This window comes from Mycobacterium sp. IS-3022 (assembly GCF_001500065.1).
Taxonomy (GTDB): Bacteria; Actinomycetota; Actinomycetes; order Mycobacteriales; family Mycobacteriaceae; genus Mycobacterium.
In genome coordinates, this window is the sequence record NZ_LQIN01000008.1 from 92,386 (window position 1) to 110,176 (window position 17,791).

The 17,791-nt window shown below is 68.3% G+C and carries 19 protein-coding genes and 1 riboswitch; of the genes, 8 read left to right on the forward strand and 11 right to left on the reverse strand.

Annotation, left to right across the window (positions count from 1 at the left end; genetic code table 11):
- The first annotated feature begins 105 nt into the window (after nt 1-105).
- Complete coding sequence (locus tag AU188_RS08095; RefSeq protein ID WP_059163215.1) at nt 106-606, forward strand: NUDIX hydrolase; 501 nt, start codon at nt 106-108, stop codon at nt 604-606.
- Here the strand turns inward: AU188_RS08095 and thiE are convergent.
- The gene (gene thiE / locus AU188_RS08100; RefSeq protein ID WP_059163216.1) at nt 590-1,261 is read right to left on the reverse strand and encodes a thiamine phosphate synthase; all 672 of its coding nucleotides are present in this window, start codon (nt 1,259-1,261) and stop codon (nt 590-592) included. The genes AU188_RS08095 and thiE overlap by 17 nt on opposite strands.
- 164 nt (nt 1,262-1,425) lie before the next feature.
- On the opposite strand from thiE, the gene thiO reads away from it, so the two are divergent.
- From thiO to AU188_RS08130, 6 genes are read left to right on the forward strand one after another with little or no spacing between them, the layout of a single operon-like run.
- Nucleotides 1,426-2,439, forward strand: a complete 1,014-nt coding sequence (thiO, locus tag AU188_RS08105; protein WP_059163217.1) for a glycine oxidase ThiO — start codon at nt 1,426-1,428, stop codon at nt 2,437-2,439.
- Nucleotides 2,440-2,461: 22 nt separating this feature from the next.
- Entirely contained in the window at nt 2,462-2,659 is a 198-nt protein-coding gene (gene thiS / locus AU188_RS08110) for a sulfur carrier protein ThiS (RefSeq protein ID WP_059163218.1), read from the forward strand.
- Nucleotides 2,652-3,410, forward strand: a complete 759-nt coding sequence (locus tag AU188_RS08115; protein WP_059163219.1) for a thiazole synthase — start codon at nt 2,652-2,654, stop codon at nt 3,408-3,410. Before thiS ends, AU188_RS08115 begins: the two co-directional genes overlap by 8 nt.
- The gene (locus AU188_RS08120) at nt 3,407-4,195 is read left to right on the forward strand and encodes an SGNH/GDSL hydrolase family protein (RefSeq protein ID WP_059163220.1); all 789 of its coding nucleotides are present in this window, start codon (nt 3,407-3,409) and stop codon (nt 4,193-4,195) included. The genes AU188_RS08115 and AU188_RS08120 overlap by 4 nt, the downstream gene beginning before the upstream one ends.
- 6 nt (nt 4,196-4,201) lie before the next feature.
- Nucleotides 4,202-5,716 (forward strand): M28 family peptidase, encoded by a 1,515-nt coding sequence (locus AU188_RS08125; RefSeq protein ID WP_059163221.1) that lies wholly within the window; start codon nt 4,202-4,204, stop codon nt 5,714-5,716.
- Entirely contained in the window at nt 5,713-7,164 is a 1,452-nt protein-coding gene (locus tag AU188_RS08130) for a M20/M25/M40 family metallo-hydrolase (protein WP_059163222.1), read from the forward strand. The genes AU188_RS08125 and AU188_RS08130 overlap by 4 nt, the downstream gene beginning before the upstream one ends.
- Here the strand turns inward: AU188_RS08130 and AU188_RS08135 are convergent.
- Genes AU188_RS08135 through AU188_RS08145 form a run of 3 tightly spaced genes read right to left on the reverse strand, consistent with a single transcriptional unit; the run spans nt 7,146 to nt 8,974 of the window.
- Nucleotides 7,146-8,366 (reverse strand): APC family permease, encoded by a 1,221-nt coding sequence (locus AU188_RS08135; protein ID WP_059163223.1) that lies wholly within the window; start codon nt 8,364-8,366, stop codon nt 7,146-7,148. The two genes, AU188_RS08130 and AU188_RS08135, sit on opposite strands and share 19 nt — an antisense overlap.
- A gap of 22 nt (nt 8,367-8,388) precedes the next feature.
- A complete protein-coding gene (locus AU188_RS08140) occupies nt 8,389-8,736 on the reverse strand; it encodes a hypothetical protein (RefSeq protein WP_059163224.1) in 348 nt (115 codons plus the stop codon).
- A 13-nt stretch (nt 8,737-8,749) separates the two neighbouring features.
- Nucleotides 8,750-8,974, reverse strand: coding sequence for a hypothetical protein (locus tag AU188_RS08145; RefSeq protein WP_059163225.1), 225 nt, complete (start codon nt 8,972-8,974; stop codon nt 8,750-8,752).
- A 103-nt stretch (nt 8,975-9,077) separates the two neighbouring features.
- Between AU188_RS08145 and AU188_RS08150 the strand changes: the two genes are divergently transcribed.
- On the forward strand, nt 9,078-10,319 hold the full coding sequence (locus AU188_RS08150) for a TetR/AcrR family transcriptional regulator (RefSeq protein WP_059163226.1): 1,242 nt from the start codon (nt 9,078-9,080) through the stop codon (nt 10,317-10,319).
- On the opposite strand, the gene AU188_RS08155 is transcribed toward AU188_RS08150, so the two are convergent.
- The 7 genes from AU188_RS08155 to AU188_RS08185 form a co-directional block, all read right to left on the reverse strand.
- Nucleotides 10,286-10,564, reverse strand: a complete 279-nt coding sequence (locus AU188_RS08155) for a DoxX-related protein (protein ID WP_059163227.1) — start codon at nt 10,562-10,564, stop codon at nt 10,286-10,288. The two genes, AU188_RS08150 and AU188_RS08155, sit on opposite strands and share 34 nt — an antisense overlap.
- A gap of 19 nt (nt 10,565-10,583) precedes the next feature.
- Nucleotides 10,584-12,071: a flavin-containing monooxygenase gene (locus tag AU188_RS08160; RefSeq protein WP_059163228.1), complete on the reverse strand. Its 1,488-nt coding sequence runs from the start codon at nt 12,069-12,071 to the stop codon at nt 10,584-10,586.
- Between the two features lie 74 nt (nt 12,072-12,145).
- Entirely contained in the window at nt 12,146-12,895 is a 750-nt protein-coding gene (locus AU188_RS25495) for a DUF4190 domain-containing protein (RefSeq protein ID WP_059163229.1), read from the reverse strand.
- Nucleotides 12,892-13,509 (reverse strand): alpha/beta hydrolase family protein, encoded by a 618-nt coding sequence (locus tag AU188_RS08170; RefSeq protein ID WP_059163230.1) that lies wholly within the window; start codon nt 13,507-13,509, stop codon nt 12,892-12,894. Before AU188_RS08170 ends, AU188_RS25495 begins: the two co-directional genes overlap by 4 nt.
- Entirely contained in the window at nt 13,506-14,342 is an 837-nt protein-coding gene (thiD, locus tag AU188_RS08175; RefSeq protein WP_059163231.1) for a bifunctional hydroxymethylpyrimidine kinase/phosphomethylpyrimidine kinase, read from the reverse strand. Before thiD ends, AU188_RS08170 begins: the two co-directional genes overlap by 4 nt.
- Nucleotides 14,339-15,973, reverse strand: a complete 1,635-nt coding sequence (thiC, locus tag AU188_RS08180) for a phosphomethylpyrimidine synthase ThiC (protein WP_059163232.1) — start codon at nt 15,971-15,973, stop codon at nt 14,339-14,341. The genes thiD and thiC overlap by 4 nt, the downstream gene beginning before the upstream one ends.
- Nucleotides 15,966-16,075: riboswitch (TPP riboswitch) on the reverse strand. It overlaps the preceding gene by 8 nt.
- 37 nt (nt 16,076-16,112) lie before the next feature.
- A complete protein-coding gene (locus AU188_RS08185) occupies nt 16,113-17,696 on the reverse strand; it encodes an HNH endonuclease signature motif containing protein (protein WP_059163233.1) in 1,584 nt (527 codons plus the stop codon).
- Nucleotides 17,697-17,791: the final 95 nt, after the last annotated feature.

The following is a 17,791-nucleotide window of genomic DNA, read 5'->3' on the forward strand; positions in this document are numbered from 1 at the left end:
CGGACCTCATCAGCATCGCTTTCCGGCTCGTCGTTCCGACCGCTCTCAACTGTATAAAAGAAGTCTAAGAGTTTCCGGCAACGCGGGCGCCCCTATTGTTGAGGCGTGCGTGGCGACGGTGACGGCTGGGTGGTTTCCGAGGGCCAGGCCTACTGGGGTAGGTACGGTGCGGCCGGCCTACTGCTGCGGGCTCCCGGCCACAACGGCGCTGCGGTGGTGCTGCTCCAGCACCGGGCGCCGTGGAGTCACCAGGGCGGCACCTGGGGTCTGCCCGGCGGTGCGCGTGACAGCCACGAGACGGCCGAGCAGGCCGCCATCCGGGAGGCGCACGAAGAAGCGGGCCTGCCGCAGGATCAGCTGACGGTGCGAAAGGTGGTCCAGACGAAGACCGTCGCGGCCGACGGAGTCAGCTGGACGTACAGCACGGTCATCGCCGATGCGCCCGCGATGCTGCACACCGTTCCGAACCAGGAGAGCGCCGAGTTGCGCTGGGTCGCCGTCGACGAGGTCGCCGAGCTGCCGCTGCACCCCGGCTTCGCCGCGAGTTGGGCGCGGCTGCGCGACGAGTTCGCCTCGATTCCGCTGGTCGTCAACCCGCAGCTCTGAGCTCGGCCTTCAACTGTGCGGCGGCCGCCCCAGGGTCCTCGGCGGCCGTGATCGCCCGCACCACGACGATGCGCCGCGCGCCGGCCGCCAGCACTTCGGGCAGCCGCGCCGCGTCGATGCCGCCGATCGCGAACCACGGCTTGGCCGTATCCCGCCGGGCCGCGTGCCGGATCAGGTCCAGGCCGGGGGCGGGTCGGCCCGGTTTGGTCGGGGTGGGCCAGCAGGGGCCGACGCAGAAGTAGTCGACGGCTTCGGCGATCGCGGCGCCGACCTGATCGACGTCGTGGGTGGAACGGCCGATCACCGTCCGGTCGCCGACGATGTCGCGGGCGACCGCAAGCGGCAGATCGTCCTGGCCCAGGTGCAGCACGTCCGCGCCGGCGGCCACGGCGATGTCCGCGCGGTCGTTGACGGCCAGCAGTGCGTTGTGGCGGCGGGCGGCGTCGCCGAGCACCTCGAGCGCCTCGAGTTCCTGACGCGCCTCCAGCGGGCCGAACCGCTTTTCGCCCGCCGACCCCTTGTCCCGCAACTGGATGAGGTCGACGCCGCCGGCCAATGCCGCGTCGGCGAACTCCGCGAGATCGCCCAGTTCACGGCGGGCGTCGGTGCACAGGTACAGCGACGCGGTGGCCAGGCGCTTCCGAGGTTCGTGCACACCGCGACGCTAGCCGATCGGCGCCGCACGCCCGATCGCCGCTGACGCCGGCGGGTAGGGTGGGTTGACGAACGCGGGAGTCCCGGGACCGGGGGCTGAGAGTGGGCATGCGCACCTGCCCTTACCGTCGCACCTGATCCGGGTCATGCCGGCGAAGGGAGGGGATGTTGACCAACGCAAGTCTCGCCGTGATCGGCGGCGGCGTCATCGGGCTGGCCGTGGCGCGTCGCGCGCTGATGGGCGGCTGGAACGTGCGCGTGCACCGCACCGACGAACGGGGGGCGTCGTGGGTCGCCGGTGGCATGCTGGCCCCGCACAGCGAGGGTTGGCCCGGCGAGGAGAGGCTGCTGCAGCTGGGGCTGGAGTCGCTGCACCTGTGGCACGGCGGCTTCCTCGACGGCCTGCCCGACGACGTCGTCACCGCACGCGAGTCCCTGGTGGTCGCCGTCGACCGCGCCGACGCCGCCGACCTCAGGACCGTGGGCGAGTGGCTGGCGGCCCAGGGGCATCCGGTGACGGTGACCTCGAGCGCCCGGGACATCGAACCACTGCTGGCCCAAGGTATCCGGCACGGTTTCCGCGCCGAAACCGAACTGGCCGTCGACAATCGCGCGGTGGTGCGGGAGCTGGCGGCGCTGTGTGAGCGGCTCGGGGTGCAGTGGGCGCCGCCCGTGTCCGATCTCGCCCAGGTACAGGCCGACGCCGTGGTCATCGCGAACGGCGTTGACGCGCCGACGCTTTGGCCCGATCTGCCGATCCGCCCGGTCAAGGGCGAGGTGTTGCGACTGCGGTGGCGCCGCGGCTGCATGCCCGTACCCACGCGGGTCGTTCGCGCCCGGGTTCACGGCAGGCAGGTGTACCTGGTGCCCCGCGCCGACGGAGTCGTGGTCGGCGCGACCCAGTACGAACACGGCCGCGACACCGCACCGGCGGTGACGGGAGTACGCGAACTGCTCGACGACGCCTGTGCGGTGATGCCCGCCCTGGGCGAGTACGAATTCGCCGAATGCGCTGCGGGCCTGCGGCCGATGACCGTCGACGGACTGCCGCTCGTCGAACGCCTCGATGAGCGCACACTGGTCGCTGCAGGCCACGGGCGCAACGGATTTCTTCTCGCGCCGTGGACCGCCGAACGGATCGCGGCCGAACTCGATGTCATGGTTGGAGCAATGCGATGACGCGCACGCGAGGAGCAAACCGATGAAGGTACTTGTCAACGACGAAGCGGTTGAAGTGGATGCGCAGACGACGGTCGCCGCGCTGATGGAACGACTTGGCTTTCCGGAGAAGGGCATCGCGGTCGCGGTGGACTGGTCGGTGTTGCCCAAGTCGGAGTGGCACACCGCGCTGTCCGAGGGCGCCCGCGTCGAGGTGGTGACGGCGGTGCAGGGTGGCTGATTCGAAACTGACCATCGCCGGTCGCGAGTTCGGTTCGCGGCTCATCCTCGGCACCGGCGGCGCGGCGAACCTCGCTGTGCTGGAAGAGGCGCTCGTCGCCTCCGGTACCGAACTGACCACCGTGGCGATGCGGCGTGTCGACGCCGAGGGCGGCACCGGAGTGCTCGAGCTGCTCAACCGCCTGGGCATCACGCCGTTGCCCAACACCGCGGGTTGCCGCGGCGCGGCCGAGGCGGTGCTGACCGCGCAACTCGCCCGCGAGGCGCTGCACTCCGACTGGGTGAAGCTCGAGGTCATCGCCGACGAACGCACGCTGCTACCCGATGCCGTCGAACTGGTCAGGGCGGCAGAGCAATTGGTCGACGACGGCTTCATCGTGCTGCCGTACACCAACGATGATCCGGTGCTCGCGCGGCGGCTCGAAGACATCGGATGCGCGGCGGTGATGCCGCTGGGTTCGCCGATCGGCACCGGTCTGGGCATAGCCAACCCGCACAACATCGAAATGATCGTCGAGGCCGCTTCGGTTCCCGTGGTGCTGGACGCGGGCATCGGCACCGCCAGCGACGCCGCGTTGGCGATGGAACTCGGTTGTGACGCCGTGCTCCTGGCCTCTGCGGTCACCCGCGCCGCCGATCCGCCCGCCATGGCCGCGGCGATGGCCGCCGCCGTCACCGCGGGTCATCTGGCGCGGGGGGCGGGCCGCATTCCGAAGCGGTTCTGGGCACGGGCTTCCAGTCCGGCCCCATGAGTCGTTATGTCGCACTGGGAAGTTCGATGGCGGCGGGCCCGGGGATCGTGCCCCGTGCCGACGGTGCGCCACGGCGCGCGGGCCGGTCGGCGCGCAACTACCCGCACCTGGTCGCCGAGAAGTTGGGACTCGACCTCGTCGACGTGACGTATTCCGGTGCGACCACGGCCAATGTGCTGCGCGAGACGCAATACGGTGCGCCGCCGCAGATTTCGGCGCTGGACGGCAGCGAGGACCTGGTCACCGTGACCATCGGTGGCAACGACGTCGGCTACGTACCGATGCTGTTCGCCGCCGGCCTGCCGCGGGCCCTGCGAAAGTTGCCGCTGCTGGGCGGGATTCTGCGCGCACAACTGGACCCGCGGGCCCGCGAGGCGGCGCTGTCCGAGGTCGCCGCGTCGCTCGAGGAGGTCGGCCGGACGCTGCGCACCCGCTCGCCCCGCGCGACGGTGCTGTTCGTCGACTACCTCACCCTGCTGCCGCCTGCGGGTATCGCGGCGCCGCCGCTGTCCGATACCGATGTCGCGGCAGGCCGTCACGTCGCCGAAACGCTGGAGCGGCTGACTGCCGAGGCCGCGGCCGCCACCGGTTGCGGACTGGTACGGGTCGCCGAGCCCAGCCGCGCGCATCACGCCTGGTCGGCCGATCCCTGGACCACGAAATTCGGGCTGCTCACTTTTTTCCACCCTGGTACCCTGGCCCCCTTGCATCCCAACGCGGCGGGCATGCGCGCCGTGGCGGAGTTTGTTGTCGCTCAGGTGACGGGTCCGGCGACGCTAACGTAGTGGGCAATGAGCCACACAAGGGTTTCGAAAGCAATCGCGCTGATGTCGGCCGCCGTCGTGGTGCTCGGCGGATGCGGCCGCGACAAAGAGCAACCGACGGTACAGCCGCCCACCACTCAGGCCGGCGTCGCACCCGAGGCCGTGGAGTTCGCCAGGACGCTCGCGCAGCGAACCTCTGCCGACGCCATGTACGCGCACCTGGTCCGGTTGCAGGAGATCGCCGATGCCAGCGACGGTAACCGGGCGCTGGGCACCGCGGGTTACGACGCCAGCGTCGAGTACGTCGCTGACATACTGCGCGACAACGGTTTCGACGTGCAGACCCCCGAGTTCGAGGTGCGGCTACCGTACGCCGACGAACCTGCGCTGACCGTCGGCGGTACCGCGATCACCGCGAAGCCGTTGAACTTCACGATCGGCACGCCGCCCGATGGCGTGTCGGGTCCACTGGTGCCCGCCCGCGTCGAGGACACGCCGGGATGCACGGCCTCCGACTACGACGGCCTGCCCGTCAAGGGCGCCGTCGTGCTCGTCGACCGTGGCGTGTGCCCGTTCTCGGACAAGGAGCAGGCGGCGGCCGAACGCGGCGCGGTGGCGTTGATCGTCGCCAACAACGAGGAGAACGACGAGATGGGGGGGACCCTCGGGGAAGACACCGACGTGGAGATCCCCGTCGTCAGCATCTCCAAGGCAGAGGGCGAGCGGCTGCGGGCGTCTCCGGGCGACACCACGCTCAAACTCAATGCGGGCGTGCGCACAGAACACACCCGCAATGTCATCGCCCAGACCAAGACCGGCGACACGCACAACATCGTGATGGCCGGAGCCCACCTCGACAGCGTTCCGGAGGGACCCGGTATCAACGACAACGGCTCCGGCGTGGCAGCTGTCCTCGAGGCCGCGGTGCAGTTGGGCGGTTCCCCCGACGTGCGCAACGCGGTACGGTTCGGTTTCTGGGGTGCTGAGGAGGTCGGGCTGTTCGGGTCGAACAACTATCTGCAGTCGCTGGATGTCGAGGCGCTCAAAGACATTTCGATGTACCTGAACTATGACATGGTCGGATCGCCGAATCCGGGCTACTTCACCTACGACGGAAACCTGTCCCTGCCGCCCGACGCGGACGGCGCCCCGAGCCGGATACCCGAAGGCTCGGCGGGCATCGAACGCACCCTGGTCGCATACCTCGACGCGGCCGGAAAACCGGCCGAGGACACGACTTTCGACGGCCGCTCCGACTATGACGGATTCGCCCTGGCCGGCATTCCGTCGGGCGGCACCTTCTCGGGCGCCGAGAAGGACATGACACGCGAGCAGGCCGAGAGCTGGAGCGGCGAGGCCGGCAAGCCGTTCGACCCCAACTACCACAAGGCATCCGACACCCTGGACCACATCGACCGCACCGCGCTCGGCATCCACGGCGCAGGTGTGTCCTACGCGATCGGCATCTACGCACAAGATCAAGGTGGCCCCAACGGCTTGCCCACCCGCGATCTGCGGATCCGCCACACGCTCGCCTCATGAGACGGTGGGCGGCCAGTGTGGGGGCCGTTGTCGGCCTCGTCGCGGCACTGACGTCGTGCTCGTCGCAGGAGCCGCCGCCGACTCCGCAGGACCTGGCGGCCAAGGTCGGCGTCGACGCAATGTTCGCCCACCTGCGCAAGCTGCAGGAGATCGCCGACGCCAACGGCGGTAACCGCGCCGAGGGCACCGCCGGCTACGACGCCACCGTCGACTATGTCGCGAATTTCCTGCGCGACAAGGGTTTCGACGTCACGGCTCCGGAGTTCGAACTGCTCGAGCGTATCGAGGGCGGCAACCCCGCGATGCGGGTGGGCGGGCGCGAGTTCCCCGTCGACCAGGCGTCTTTGCTGATCACCACGCCGCCCGGCGGTCTGAACGCCGTCACGCTGCGGCCTCGCGAAGCCGAGGGCTGCCGTGCCTCCGACTACGACGGTACATCGGTGCGGGGCGCGATCGCGGTCGTCGACGACACCGGCTGCTCGGTCGTCGACAAACAGAACGCCGCGGTCTCCGAGGGCGCCGTCGGCCTTCTCGTGGTGAGCACCCCTGGACCGGGTGGCAGCCCCGCCGGCCTGTTCACGCCGGGCTACTACCAGGATCTCACCGTTCCGGTCGGGGTGATCGACCGGAACGCCGACGCCGCCCTGCGGCGCACCACGGCCCCGGTGCGGCTGACCCTCGACGGTGAGCCGGTCATGAAGAAGACCCGAAATATAGTGGCGCAGACCAGGACCGGAGACCCCCGCAATGTCGTGCTGGCGGGGGCACATCTCGACAGCTCGGCTGCCAGCCCTGGCGCGAACGACGACGCGACGGGAATCGCGGCGCTGCTGGAGACCGCGGCGGCGTTGGGCTCGCAGCCATCGGTCGCCAACGCCGTGCGCTTCGTGTTCTGGGCGTCGGAGGAGAACGGATCGGCCGGGCCGACGAAATACCTGCAGGGACTGTCGCCGGACGAACAGCGCGACATCGCGTTGTATCTGAACTTCGACATGCTCGGCTCGCCCAACGCCGGTTACTTCACCTACGACGGTGACCAGTCGGCCCAGCCCAATCCGGACATCCCCACCCGATCGGTGCCCACCGGTTCGGCCGGTATCGAACGCACGCTGGCCGCCTACCTCAACACCGCGGGCGTGCGGCCCGCCGACATGCCGCTGAGCCAGTTCACCGACTACTACCCCTTTCTCGCCGCGGGGGTGCCGATCGGCGGCCTGACGGCCGGCGCCTCACAACGCAAAACTGAAGCGCAGGCCCGTCTTTGGGGTGGCCGGGCCGGAGTACCGTTCGATCCGAACTACCGCACCAAACGGGACACCGTCGACAGCATCAACCGGGACGCGCTCTCGGTGCTCGGGCCGGCGGTCGCCTACGCCGTCGGCACCTATGCGCGGTCGCTCGACGGGGTCAACGGCGTTCCGCCAAGGGATCAGCGGCGCAGCCGGTAGGCGACGGCGCCCACGAGCACGACGACCCCGCCGACGAGCACGGACGAGAGCGGCAACAGCACGGCCAGCAGCAGGCAACCCGCCAGCCCGATCGTCGGAATTGTTCTGCGGCCCAGTGTCCAGGCCGACGCGTTGGCGATCGCGTAGTAGAGCAGCACCGCGAACGACGAGAACCCGATCGCGTCGCGGACGTCGACGGCGACGGCCAGCGCGGCGACGGCCACCCCGACGGCCACCTCGGCGCGGTGCGGGCTGCCGAACCGCGGGTGCACGGCCGACAATGCGTGCGGCAGGCGGCGGTCACGCGCCATCGCCAGCGTGGTTCGGGACACCCCGAGGATGAGCGTCAGCAGTGCGCCGAGCGCTGCCACGGCCGCGCCGGCCCGCACTACCGCGTCGAGGCCGGGGAAGCCGGCCTGGGACACCGCATCGGCCAGTGGCGCGGTCGCGGAAGCCAGTGCGTCGCTGCCCAATTCGCCCAGCACCGCGATCGCCACGAGGGTGTAGACGGCGAGCGTGATGGCCAGCGCCAGCGGTATCGCGCGAGGGATCGTCCGGGCGGGCTCGCGGACCTCCTCACCGAGAGTGGCGATCCGCGCGTAGCCCGCGAACGCGAAGAACAGCAAGCCGGCGGACTGCAACACGCCGGTGAGCGAGGCGTCGGCGCCGAGTGACAATTGGGAGGTATCCACTTCGCCGAAGCCGAGGACCGTCACCACCACGGCGCTGAGCACCGCGAGCACCAGACCGACGATGACGCGGGTCAGCACCGCCGACTTCTGAATCCCGGCATAGTTCACGGCGGTCAACGCGACGACCGCGCCGACCGCTACCCCGCGCGCCGACTCGGGCCACACGTAGTAGCCGACCGTGAGTGCCATCGCCGCGCACGACGCGGTCTTGCCGACGATGAAGCTCCACCCCGCGGTGAAACCCCAGAATTCGCCGAGGCGTTCGCGTCCGTAGACGTAGGTACCGCCCGACTGCGGATAGCGGGCCGCGAGCCGCGCCGACGACGTCGCGTTGCAGTACGCCACCACGGCGGCGATCGCGAGACCGATGAGCAGCGCCGACCCGGCAGCGGCCGCGGCGGGTCCGAGGGCGACGAAGATGCCCGCGCCGATCATCGAGCCCAGCCCGATGGTCACCGCGTCGAAGGTGCCGAGCCGCCGGTGCAGCGCTGGACCGTCCGGCGTGCTCACCGCCGGAATGCTAGTTCAGGCCTTAATGAGGTGCGGCGTCGTGGTGCGGCTGCAACGACTCGCGCGCGGAGGTCGTCGCGGCCGCGACCAGGGTCGTCAGAAGCACCGCGCCGGCGAGCACCACCATCGAAATCGTCCACATCCGGCGGCCGAGCAGCGCGTTCTCGCACTGCTCGACGTAGTTGTCCTCACCCACGGTCGCGGCCGCCTGGGTGAGATTGGTGACGTAACCCGTTCCGCACTTGATCTGCCAGCCGTACTGGTCGTAGCTGTCCAGAAACACCGGGAAGTTCATCGCCAGCAAGCCGATGATCAACACGACGGCGGCGACGATGCCGGTGTAGGCGAGACGATGATGACGTTGAGACAACGCGTTCCCCCGTTCAGGTCATACAGACGTCTGCGAACAGCAGCACCGGCCAGGATACGATCGACCCGAGATACGAGACGACCAGGTCGGCTCCCGCCATCTGCCGCAGATGTTCGGTGTGCATGGTTGACCAGAAAACGCCGACGAGCAGATACGGCGTGCCGATGACCAGCGCCACCGTGATCAGCTCGCCGACGGAGACCTGAAAGCCCAGAATCCTCCGCAACACGCCGAACACGCCCTTATGTTAATGGCCATTCTGCTTGAACGGGCAAGTTCGGCCATTATTGGCAACCGAAGTGGGCCGATATGTAGGCGTCTGGTCCGTTATCGTGTTTGCCATGTCGCGCACTCGGCCGGCGAGCGGTGACGCGGTCCGGCGCCGGCCGAAGGACCGCAAGGCGCAGATCGCCCGGGCATCCGCCGAGGCGTTCAGCACGCTGGGCTTCTACGGCGTCAGCATGGAGGCCATCGCTTCCCGGGTGGGGATCTCGGCGGCCGCGCTGTACCGGCACTACGCGAGCAAGTACGACCTGTTCCGCGATGCCGTGCTGAGCCTGGGACAACAGCTGGTAGACGCCACGGCGTTCGCCGACGAGTCCGCGACCGAGGATCCGCAAGTGCAACTGCGCCGGCTGGTCGCGGCGCTCACCGACACCGCGATGGCGAACCGGGAATCGGGTGGCCTCTACCGCTGGGAGGGCCGCTATCTGCGGGGTGACGATCAGGCGTCGCTCATCGCTCAGATGCGCACCGTCCACCACCGCATCCAACGCCCCCTTGGTGTCCTGCGGCCGGAGCTGACGTCACGGCAACGCTGGACGCTGTCCATCGCCGTGTTGTCGGTCATCGGCAGCATCGTCGACCATCGGGCGAAGCTGCCCGCCGTCCAGGTGCGGACGCTGTTGGCGGACCTCGCGGACGCGGTCATGGCGATGGAACTGCCCGACGTCGACCCTGTCACCGAGCAGCCGCCCGCACCGCTTCCCGCGAGCACCGAGCCGTCGAAATACGAAGCGCTGCTCAACGAGTCGATGCGGTTGTTCAACATCAAGGGGTACCGCGACACGAGCATGGAGGACATCGCCGCGGCGGTCGGCATGCCCGCGTCGGGCATCTACCGGTACTTCGCCGGCAAGAGCGACATTCTGGCCGCGGCGTTCCGGCGCGCGGCCGACCGGCTCTCGGAGGAGATGTCGGCCATCACGGGTTCCATCGCGGATCCCGAAGACGCGCTGAGCGCGGTCATCGACGCGTACGTGGCCAGGTCGTTCGCGCAGCCGGAACTGGACTACGTCTACTACACCGAGCGGCTCAACATGTCGCCGACCGACCAGAAGATCCTGCGCAACATGCAGCGCTCCACCGTCGAGTCCTGGATGGAGTTGGTGGTTGCCGTGCGGCCGGAGTGGACACCGGGTCAGGCCCGGTTCGCCGTGCACGCGGCCATGTCCCTGGTGATCGACATGGGCCGGTTGATGCAGTACGCGAACACCCCACAGAACCGGGCGGTCCTGCAGCGGCTGCTGGACGTGACGCTGGTGGGCAGCTACCGGTTACGCGCCACGTTGCCCGCCAAGTAGGCGAGATAGCCGACGGTCCCGACGAGCGCCAGTTTGCGGGTCTTGCGGACGGCCAGCCCGAGTCCGAGTGCGGTCTCGATGGCGCCGTTGAGGTAGATGTACTCGCGGGTGTTGCGGGGAAACGCCTGTACGGTCACCGACTCGAACAACTCCGGCTTGGCGAAGTGCGCGAGACCCGTGGCGGCGACGCCCAGGCCCGCCAACGTGGCCGCGCGCGAACCGCTGCTCGATTCCTGAACTGACACAGCTGCTCTTCCTCTCTGCTCACGCAATTCGGTAGTCGCTCAACGGATACCGCGATGCATCTCTGATGGCTTTGCGGGTGGACACCGGCTGCAGCAGCGTGGCCTCGCCGCTCGGGTTGAAGTAGTAGGACCTCGACGTCGCGCAATTACCGACCGCAAACACCGAGTCGCCGATGAGTTCCGTCATGCGGTCCAGGTAGCGGGTGTTGGCTTCCTCGGTGACCTCGAATGTCGTCGCACCCCGCCGCTTCACCTCGCCGAACAGCCGATCCATGTGGCGCATCTGGTATTCCATCGAATTGAAGAAGTTCAAGCCGAGGAACGCGTACGGGCTGGCAAGGCTCAGGTAGTTCGGGAAGTACGGCACAGAGACGCCCTGATAGGCCTGGAACCGCGTGTCGCGCCACCACTTTCCGAGGTTGCGTCCCTCCCGTCCGATGATCTCGATGGCCGGGAAGTTGGCCTCCCACAGGTCGAAGCCGGTGGCCAGCACCAGCGTGTCGATCTCGGTTCGGGTGCCGTCGTTGGCGACGATGGCGCCGGGCTCGATGCGTTCGATACCCGAACTCTGCAGGTGCACATGCGGTTTGGTGAAGACCCGGTAATAGTCGTTGGAGAACGTCGGGCGCTTGCAGCCGAAGTCGTAGTCCGGGGTCAACTGCCTGCGCAGTTCCGGATCGCGGATCGAGAAGAACCGGTGCATCTTGGCCACGTCGGATGCTGCGATGTTGAGCCGGCGGAACAGCAGCCGTCGGTGGCGCAGCCCCACGTAGATGAAGAACTCATACACCGCATCGGTGACCGCCCGGATCGCTCGCTGCGTCAACGGAACCCGGGCGAACAGCCGTTTGGCGCGTTCGGAGAAGCGGAAGTCGAGCTTGGGCACCACCCACACCGGCGTCCGTTGGTAGACGGTCAGGTCTGCCGTCCTCTTCGCCAGTTCCGGAATCAACTGAACCGCGGTCGCGCCGGTGCCGATGATCGCCACGCGGCGGCCGTCGAGGTGATAGCTGTCGTCCCAATCTGTGGTGTGGATGACCTTGCCGGCGAAGCTCGTGATGCCCGGGATGTCTGGCGTGTGCGGCTGCGACAGGAAACCGGTCGCCGTGATGAGATACCGCGTCGTCAGCGTCTCACCGCCGGCCAACCCGACCCGCCACATGCTGGCCTCGTCGTCCCAGCGGGCGCCCTCGACGGTGGTGTTGAAGCGGATGTGGCGGCGCACGTCGTATTTGTCGGCGACGTCGTCGGCGTACTGCTTGATTTCGGCGCCGGTGGAGAACAGCCGCGACCAGTTCGGATTGGGCTCGAAGAAGTAGGAGTACGTGGTGGTCGGCACGTCGACCGCGAGGCCGGGGTAGCGGTTGACGTGCCAGGTGCCCCCGAGATCGTCCTCGCGGTCCAGGATCACGAAGTTCTCGTAACCCAACCGCTTGAGCTGGATGGCCGCGCCGATACCCCCGAAACCGGCGCCCACGATGACGGCGTCGAACCGTTCCGAAGTCATGCCGAAAACGGTACCTCAGGTACTGGATAGATCCGGGATAGGTACTGGTGTGGTCGCGCCATTGACGCTGTGCGTCAGCCCTTGATGGAGCCCGCCCGCGGTGGATCCAGCGTCGCAACGCAGGTGACGGCGCGATCACCTTCCGCCCACGTCTCGGCTGTGGGATAGAGCACGTACAGCTGGACCGAGTCGTCGGTCATCGCGGCGGGTGAGTAGGCCGCCAGTTCGGGGGCGCACTTCTCGGCGTAGGCGTCGATCGCGGTTTGGCCGGGGAAATCGCCGTCGGGCATCTGCAGCACCGCGAACACCTCACCGGCGTGGGTCTCGTCGCATCCGACGGTCTGCACGGTGCGCACCCGCGTGTCGCCCGGGATCTCGGCGAGGCAGTCGCCCTGCCGGACTTCGGTCGCGGTCACGGTGTCCTCGCTGATCACGAAGTAGAACAGCAGGCCTGCGACGATCGCCAGCACCCACAGCGCCGACAGCACCAGCCCCGCGATCGCCATGCCCCGGCCGCCCTGGCCCTCCTTGGCCTTCTTCAGGCCGACGATGCCACAGACGACGCTGATCACCACGCCGCCGAGCAGCCCGAAGACCAGCGCGACGATGGCCCACCAGTTCGTCGGCCGCTGCTGGGGCGGTGGGTAGTAGCCCGGCCCCTGGTCCGAATACGGCGGCGGAGGCGGCGGCGGGTACGGCGGCGGGTACGGAGCCGCCGGAGGCGGTGGGTACGGGGATCCGGGCGGCGGGTACGGGTTGGGCTGCTCGCCGTAGGGCGACGGCGGCGGTCCGTACGGCGGGGGCGGGCCCGGCGGCGTGGTCACGCGAGCAACCGTATCGCGGCGTCGACCGCGAGCGCGGGCACATCGAGGGCCTTGGAGCCCAGGTCGTGCCGGGCGCCGGTGATCTCCACGACCTCGGTGCGCGCGTCGATCAACGCGGCGGCCGGCCGCAGTTCGTCGATCGAACCGAACGGGTCGGCGGTGCCGTGGGTGAACACCGTCGGTGTCGCGATGCGCGGGAGGTGTTCGGTGCGGGCACGTTCCGGCTTGCCGGGCGGATGCAGCGGATAGGAGAACAGCGTCAGCACGTCGATGTCGGCCAGCGCGTCGGCGATCGCCATCGACGTCATCCTGCCGCCGTACGAGTGCCCGCCGGCGATGACGGGACCGTCGGCCAGTTCGCGAGCGACACCGATGGCCTCGACCACCCCGGCCTGGTCGGCCTTGGCGGATCCCGACGGCGGCCCTTTCGGTCGGCGCCGTCGGTACGGCAGGTTGTACCGCACGGCCAGCCAACCGCGGCGCGCCCACTCATCGCAGATCTTCTTGAGCAGCGGCGCCTCTCGGCTGCCGCCCGCACCATGGGTGAGGACGACGACGCCGGCGGGAGCACCATCGGGCGCGTGGGCGACCCCCGCGATCTGCTCGAGGTTCATTCCGTCAGCCTGAAGAGTGCCGACACCGGACCGTGGCCGTGGCCCAACGGGTAAGCGGCGCGCAGACATTCGGTGACCCAGCGCTTGCCGAACGCCACGGCATCGGGCATCGGATATCCGTGGGCCAGTGCGCCGGCGACGGCGGCTGCCAACGTGTCGCCGGCGCCGTGGTCGTGTCCGGTGTCGATGCGTGTGGCCTCGAACTCGTGGAACTCGGCCCCGTCGAACAGCAGGTCCGGACTCCGCGCCGACGTGCGCAGGTGTCCGCCCTTGACCAACGCCCACTGCGGTCCGAGGGCGTGCAGCGCACGGGCGGCCTCGCGCTGCGTGGCCTCGTCGACGACATCGATCCCGACCAGCAGGCGCACCTCGTCGAGGTTCGGGGTGACCAGCGTCGCGAGCGGAAACAGTTGTGTCCGCAGAGATTCCAGGGCACTGGGATGCAACAGCGGATCGCCGTGCATCGAGGCGCACACCGGGTCCACCACCAACGGCACCGCGCCCGCGAGGCCCTGCCGGCGCCACACGTCGGCGATGGTGTCGATGATGTCCGAGGATGCCAGCATCCCCGTCTTGGCGGCTTGCACACCGATGTCGGACGCCACCGCCTCGATCTGACCGGCGATGACGTCGAGCGGGATCTCGTGGAAACCCTTGACGCCCATCGAGTTCTGCACCGTCACCGCGGTGACGGCGACGAGACTGTGCACGCCCAGTAGCGCAAACGTGCGCATGTCGGCCTGGATGCCTGCGCCGCCGCCCGAATCGGATCCGGCGATCGTCATCACTCGCACCGGTGTGGTGCCCGGTTCGGGCAACGGCAGATAGGTCATGCCAGCGGGAGGTACACGCGGTTGCCGTGTTCGGCGAACTCGCGTGACTTCTCGGCCATGCCCTTCGAAAGTGCGGCCTCGATGTCTTCTTCGGTCTCGAGGCCGTGCTTGGCGGCGTAGTCGCGGACGTCTTGCGTGATCCGCATGGAGCAGAACTTCGGCCCGCACATCGAGCAGAAGTGGGCGGTCTTCGCCGGTTCGGCGGGCAGCGTCTCGTCGTGGAACGCGCGCGCGGTGTCGGGATCCAGTGACAAGGCGAACTGGTCGTTCCACCGGAACTCGAAGCGTGCGCGGGACAGGGCGTCGTCACGTTCCTGCGCGCGTGGGTGGCCCTTGGCGAGATCGGCGGCGTGCGCGGCGATCTTGTAGGCGATCACTCCGTCCTTGACGTCCTTGCGATCGGGCAGGCCGAGGTGTTCCTTCGGCGTGACGTAACACAGCATCGCGGTGCCCGCCTGGGCGATGATCGCCGCGCCGATGGCGCTGGTGATGTGGTCGTAGGCGGGAGCGATGTCGGTGGCCAGCGGGCCCAGCGTGTAGAACGGCGCCTCCTCGCACCATTCCTCTTCCAGGCGCACGTTCTCGACGATCTTGTGCATCGGCACGTGACCCGGACCTTCGATCATCACCTGCACGCCATGCGATTTCGCGACCTTGGTGAGCTCGCCGAGGGTGCGCAGTTCGGCGAACTGGGCCGCGTCGTTGGCGTCGGCGATCGAGCCGGGTCGCAGGCCGTCGCCGAGCGAGAACGTCACGTCGTAGCGCTGCAGAATCTCGCACAGCTCGTCGAAATGGGTGTAGAGGAACGATTCCCGATGATGCGCCAGGCACCAGGCAGCCATGATGGAACCGCCGCGACTGACGATGCCGGTGACGCGCTTGGCCGTCAGCGGCACATAGCGCAGAAGCACACCGGCGTGCACGGTCATGTAGTCGACACCCTGTTCGCACTGCTCGATCACGGTGTCGCGGTACAGTTCCCAGGTCAATTCGGCGGGATCGCCGTTCACTTTCTCCAGCGCCTGGTAGATCGGCACGGTTCCGACCGGCACCGGGGAGTTGCGCAGGATCCACTCGCGAGTGGTGTGGATGTCGCGGCCGGTGGACAGGTCCATGATCGTGTCGGCACCCCATCGCGTCGCCCACACCATCTTGTCGACCTCTTCGGCGATCGAACTTGTCACGGCCGAATTACCGATATTGGCATTGACTTTCACTCCGAAGGCCTTGCCGATGATCATCGGCTCGCTCTCGGGATGGTGATGGTTGGCGGGGATCACGGCACGACCACGAGCCACCTCGTCACGCACCAACTCGGCGGCCACGCCCTCGCGTTCGGCGATGAACGCCATCTCGGCGGTGATCTCGCCGGCACGGGCCCGCTGCAGTTGGGTGCCGCGTTCGCGCGTCACGCCGGGTCTCGGCGGTAGGCCGGCGTGGAGGTCGAGGCTCGCAGCGGGGTCGGTGTACGGGCCGGAGGTGTCGTACAGGTCCAGGTGCTCGCCGTTGGACAGGTTCACCCGGCGGAACGGCACCTTCGCGCCCGGCACACCGTCGACATCGCGGTAGATCTTTGTGCTGCCCTCGATGGGGCCGGTGGTCACGGACGGATTGACGGTGACATGCGTCATCTTGAATATCTCCCTACGCCGGCATTACCCGGTCAGGTTCGTACGGTCGACGGGCCCACCCGTCCTCTCAGCGCACTGGTGTGCGCTCCCGTGTGTGGACGCCAGCCACGTTAGCGCAGCCGGTCGGGAGTAGGAAGCGTCAGAACGGCGGTTCGTCCGGACCGGGCGGCGGTGGAGGTGGTGGTTCCCAGTCGGGTGGCAGGTCTTCGGGCTCGAACGGATCGTCGATCCAGCGGCACCACGGGCTGGTGCTCGGGGCCGTGCCTTTGAAGACGATTTTCAGGAAGCGTGATCGATTGCGCCATTGACGTCCCTCGATCTCACGTCGTCGCTCCCGGAGCCTGCGGCGCTGTTCGGCGTTGATCGGCCGCTGAGTTGCCAACTGGGCCCGCAGCCGCTTGATTCGGGTGGCCCTCTCCCGCTTGTGGTTTCGCTTGCGAGGCGTCGGCTCTGCGCACGCGGGTCGCATCTGCGGGAAGAGGTCGAACCCGCCAGGGGAGGTCCGATAGGTCCTGCCCGTCGGTGACGTCCAGACGATCGTCCCGTCGGACAGTTGTTCGTCACGCCACCCGTCGGGACCGCCGTGGAATGTCTTCATGCGGTGATGTTCTCGGCAGTAGTCGGCCAAACCCCACGGAACGGTCAACCCGCCGGCGGCCGGGTCGGCGTGATTGAACGGTGTCGTGTGGTCGAGGTCGCAGATGGCGGCCTGTCGGTCGCATCCGGGAAACCGGCACGTCAGGTCGCGGAACCGGACCCAGCGGTTGACCTCGGCCGAGGGTTGGTACCGCACCGACTGCTCGGGAGTGACGATGGGCGGCTCGAGCGGGCGCATCGTCGCTGTCTCGGCGATCTCGCGCACCAGATCGGCGTCGATGACGCCGAAGCCCTCCAGGTATCCGGGTCGGTCGCTCTCGCCGGTGAGGGTTTCCTCGCTGGCGATCACGTTGATCACGGTGTGCACCTGGCCCTCTTCTTCGGCTGACCCCCGGGCCCGGCAATCGGGTTTACCGCAGTCACAGCTCAGACCGCGCCCCTCGGTGAGTGCGTCCAGCGCATCGGCGCGCCGCTGAGCGACGGTGCGGGAGTCGTTCGCGCACACCGACATAGCGAGCTGTGAAAGACGTCGGTCGAAGGCCGCCCCGGCCCTCGCGCTGATGCGTCCGCGCAGCTGAGCCGTCCCGTCGATTTGAGGCGAAACGCTGATGTAACGGTCGCGCTCAGACGATGCGCGCCGTTCCTTTGCGGCCTCTGGGTCGATCTCGCACACCAACCTGTCCACCACGTCCTTGACCCGCCGGCGCGACCACGTCTGCCACCGCGCGAGCCGTTCCGCCATTGCCTCGTCGATCCGGCCGATCAGTGAGTCGCAGACCAACTCGGTACGCGTGATGATCAGCTGTGTGGTTGTCCAGTCGACGGCGCCCTGTTCGAGCAGCCTCGCGAGTTTCGGTAGGCGGGTGTCGAGAGACTCCGCTTGCGACACCAGACGACTCGCGACCGACGGAGCCATGTTCATCGCGGCTCCAATCTCAGCCGACGTCCGAGCGAACCCTGTCACCATCGACCAGCCGGGATCAGGGTCGATGCCTTCCGCCTCGGCCGTGCGGTGAGCCAACAGGGCGGCGATGGCGGCCATCCGACGGGCCATCAGCGTCGACTCCTGGCGCAGGCTCGCCTCTATCGCGGCGACTGCCGTCTCGGGACCGACGTTCTCGAACATGTGTTCGACAATGCCAGAATCCACTGACTCAAACTTTTTGACAGGCCCGCGTTATCCACAACGCGGCGTTGTTGAGGAGGTTGAGTGAGGCATGG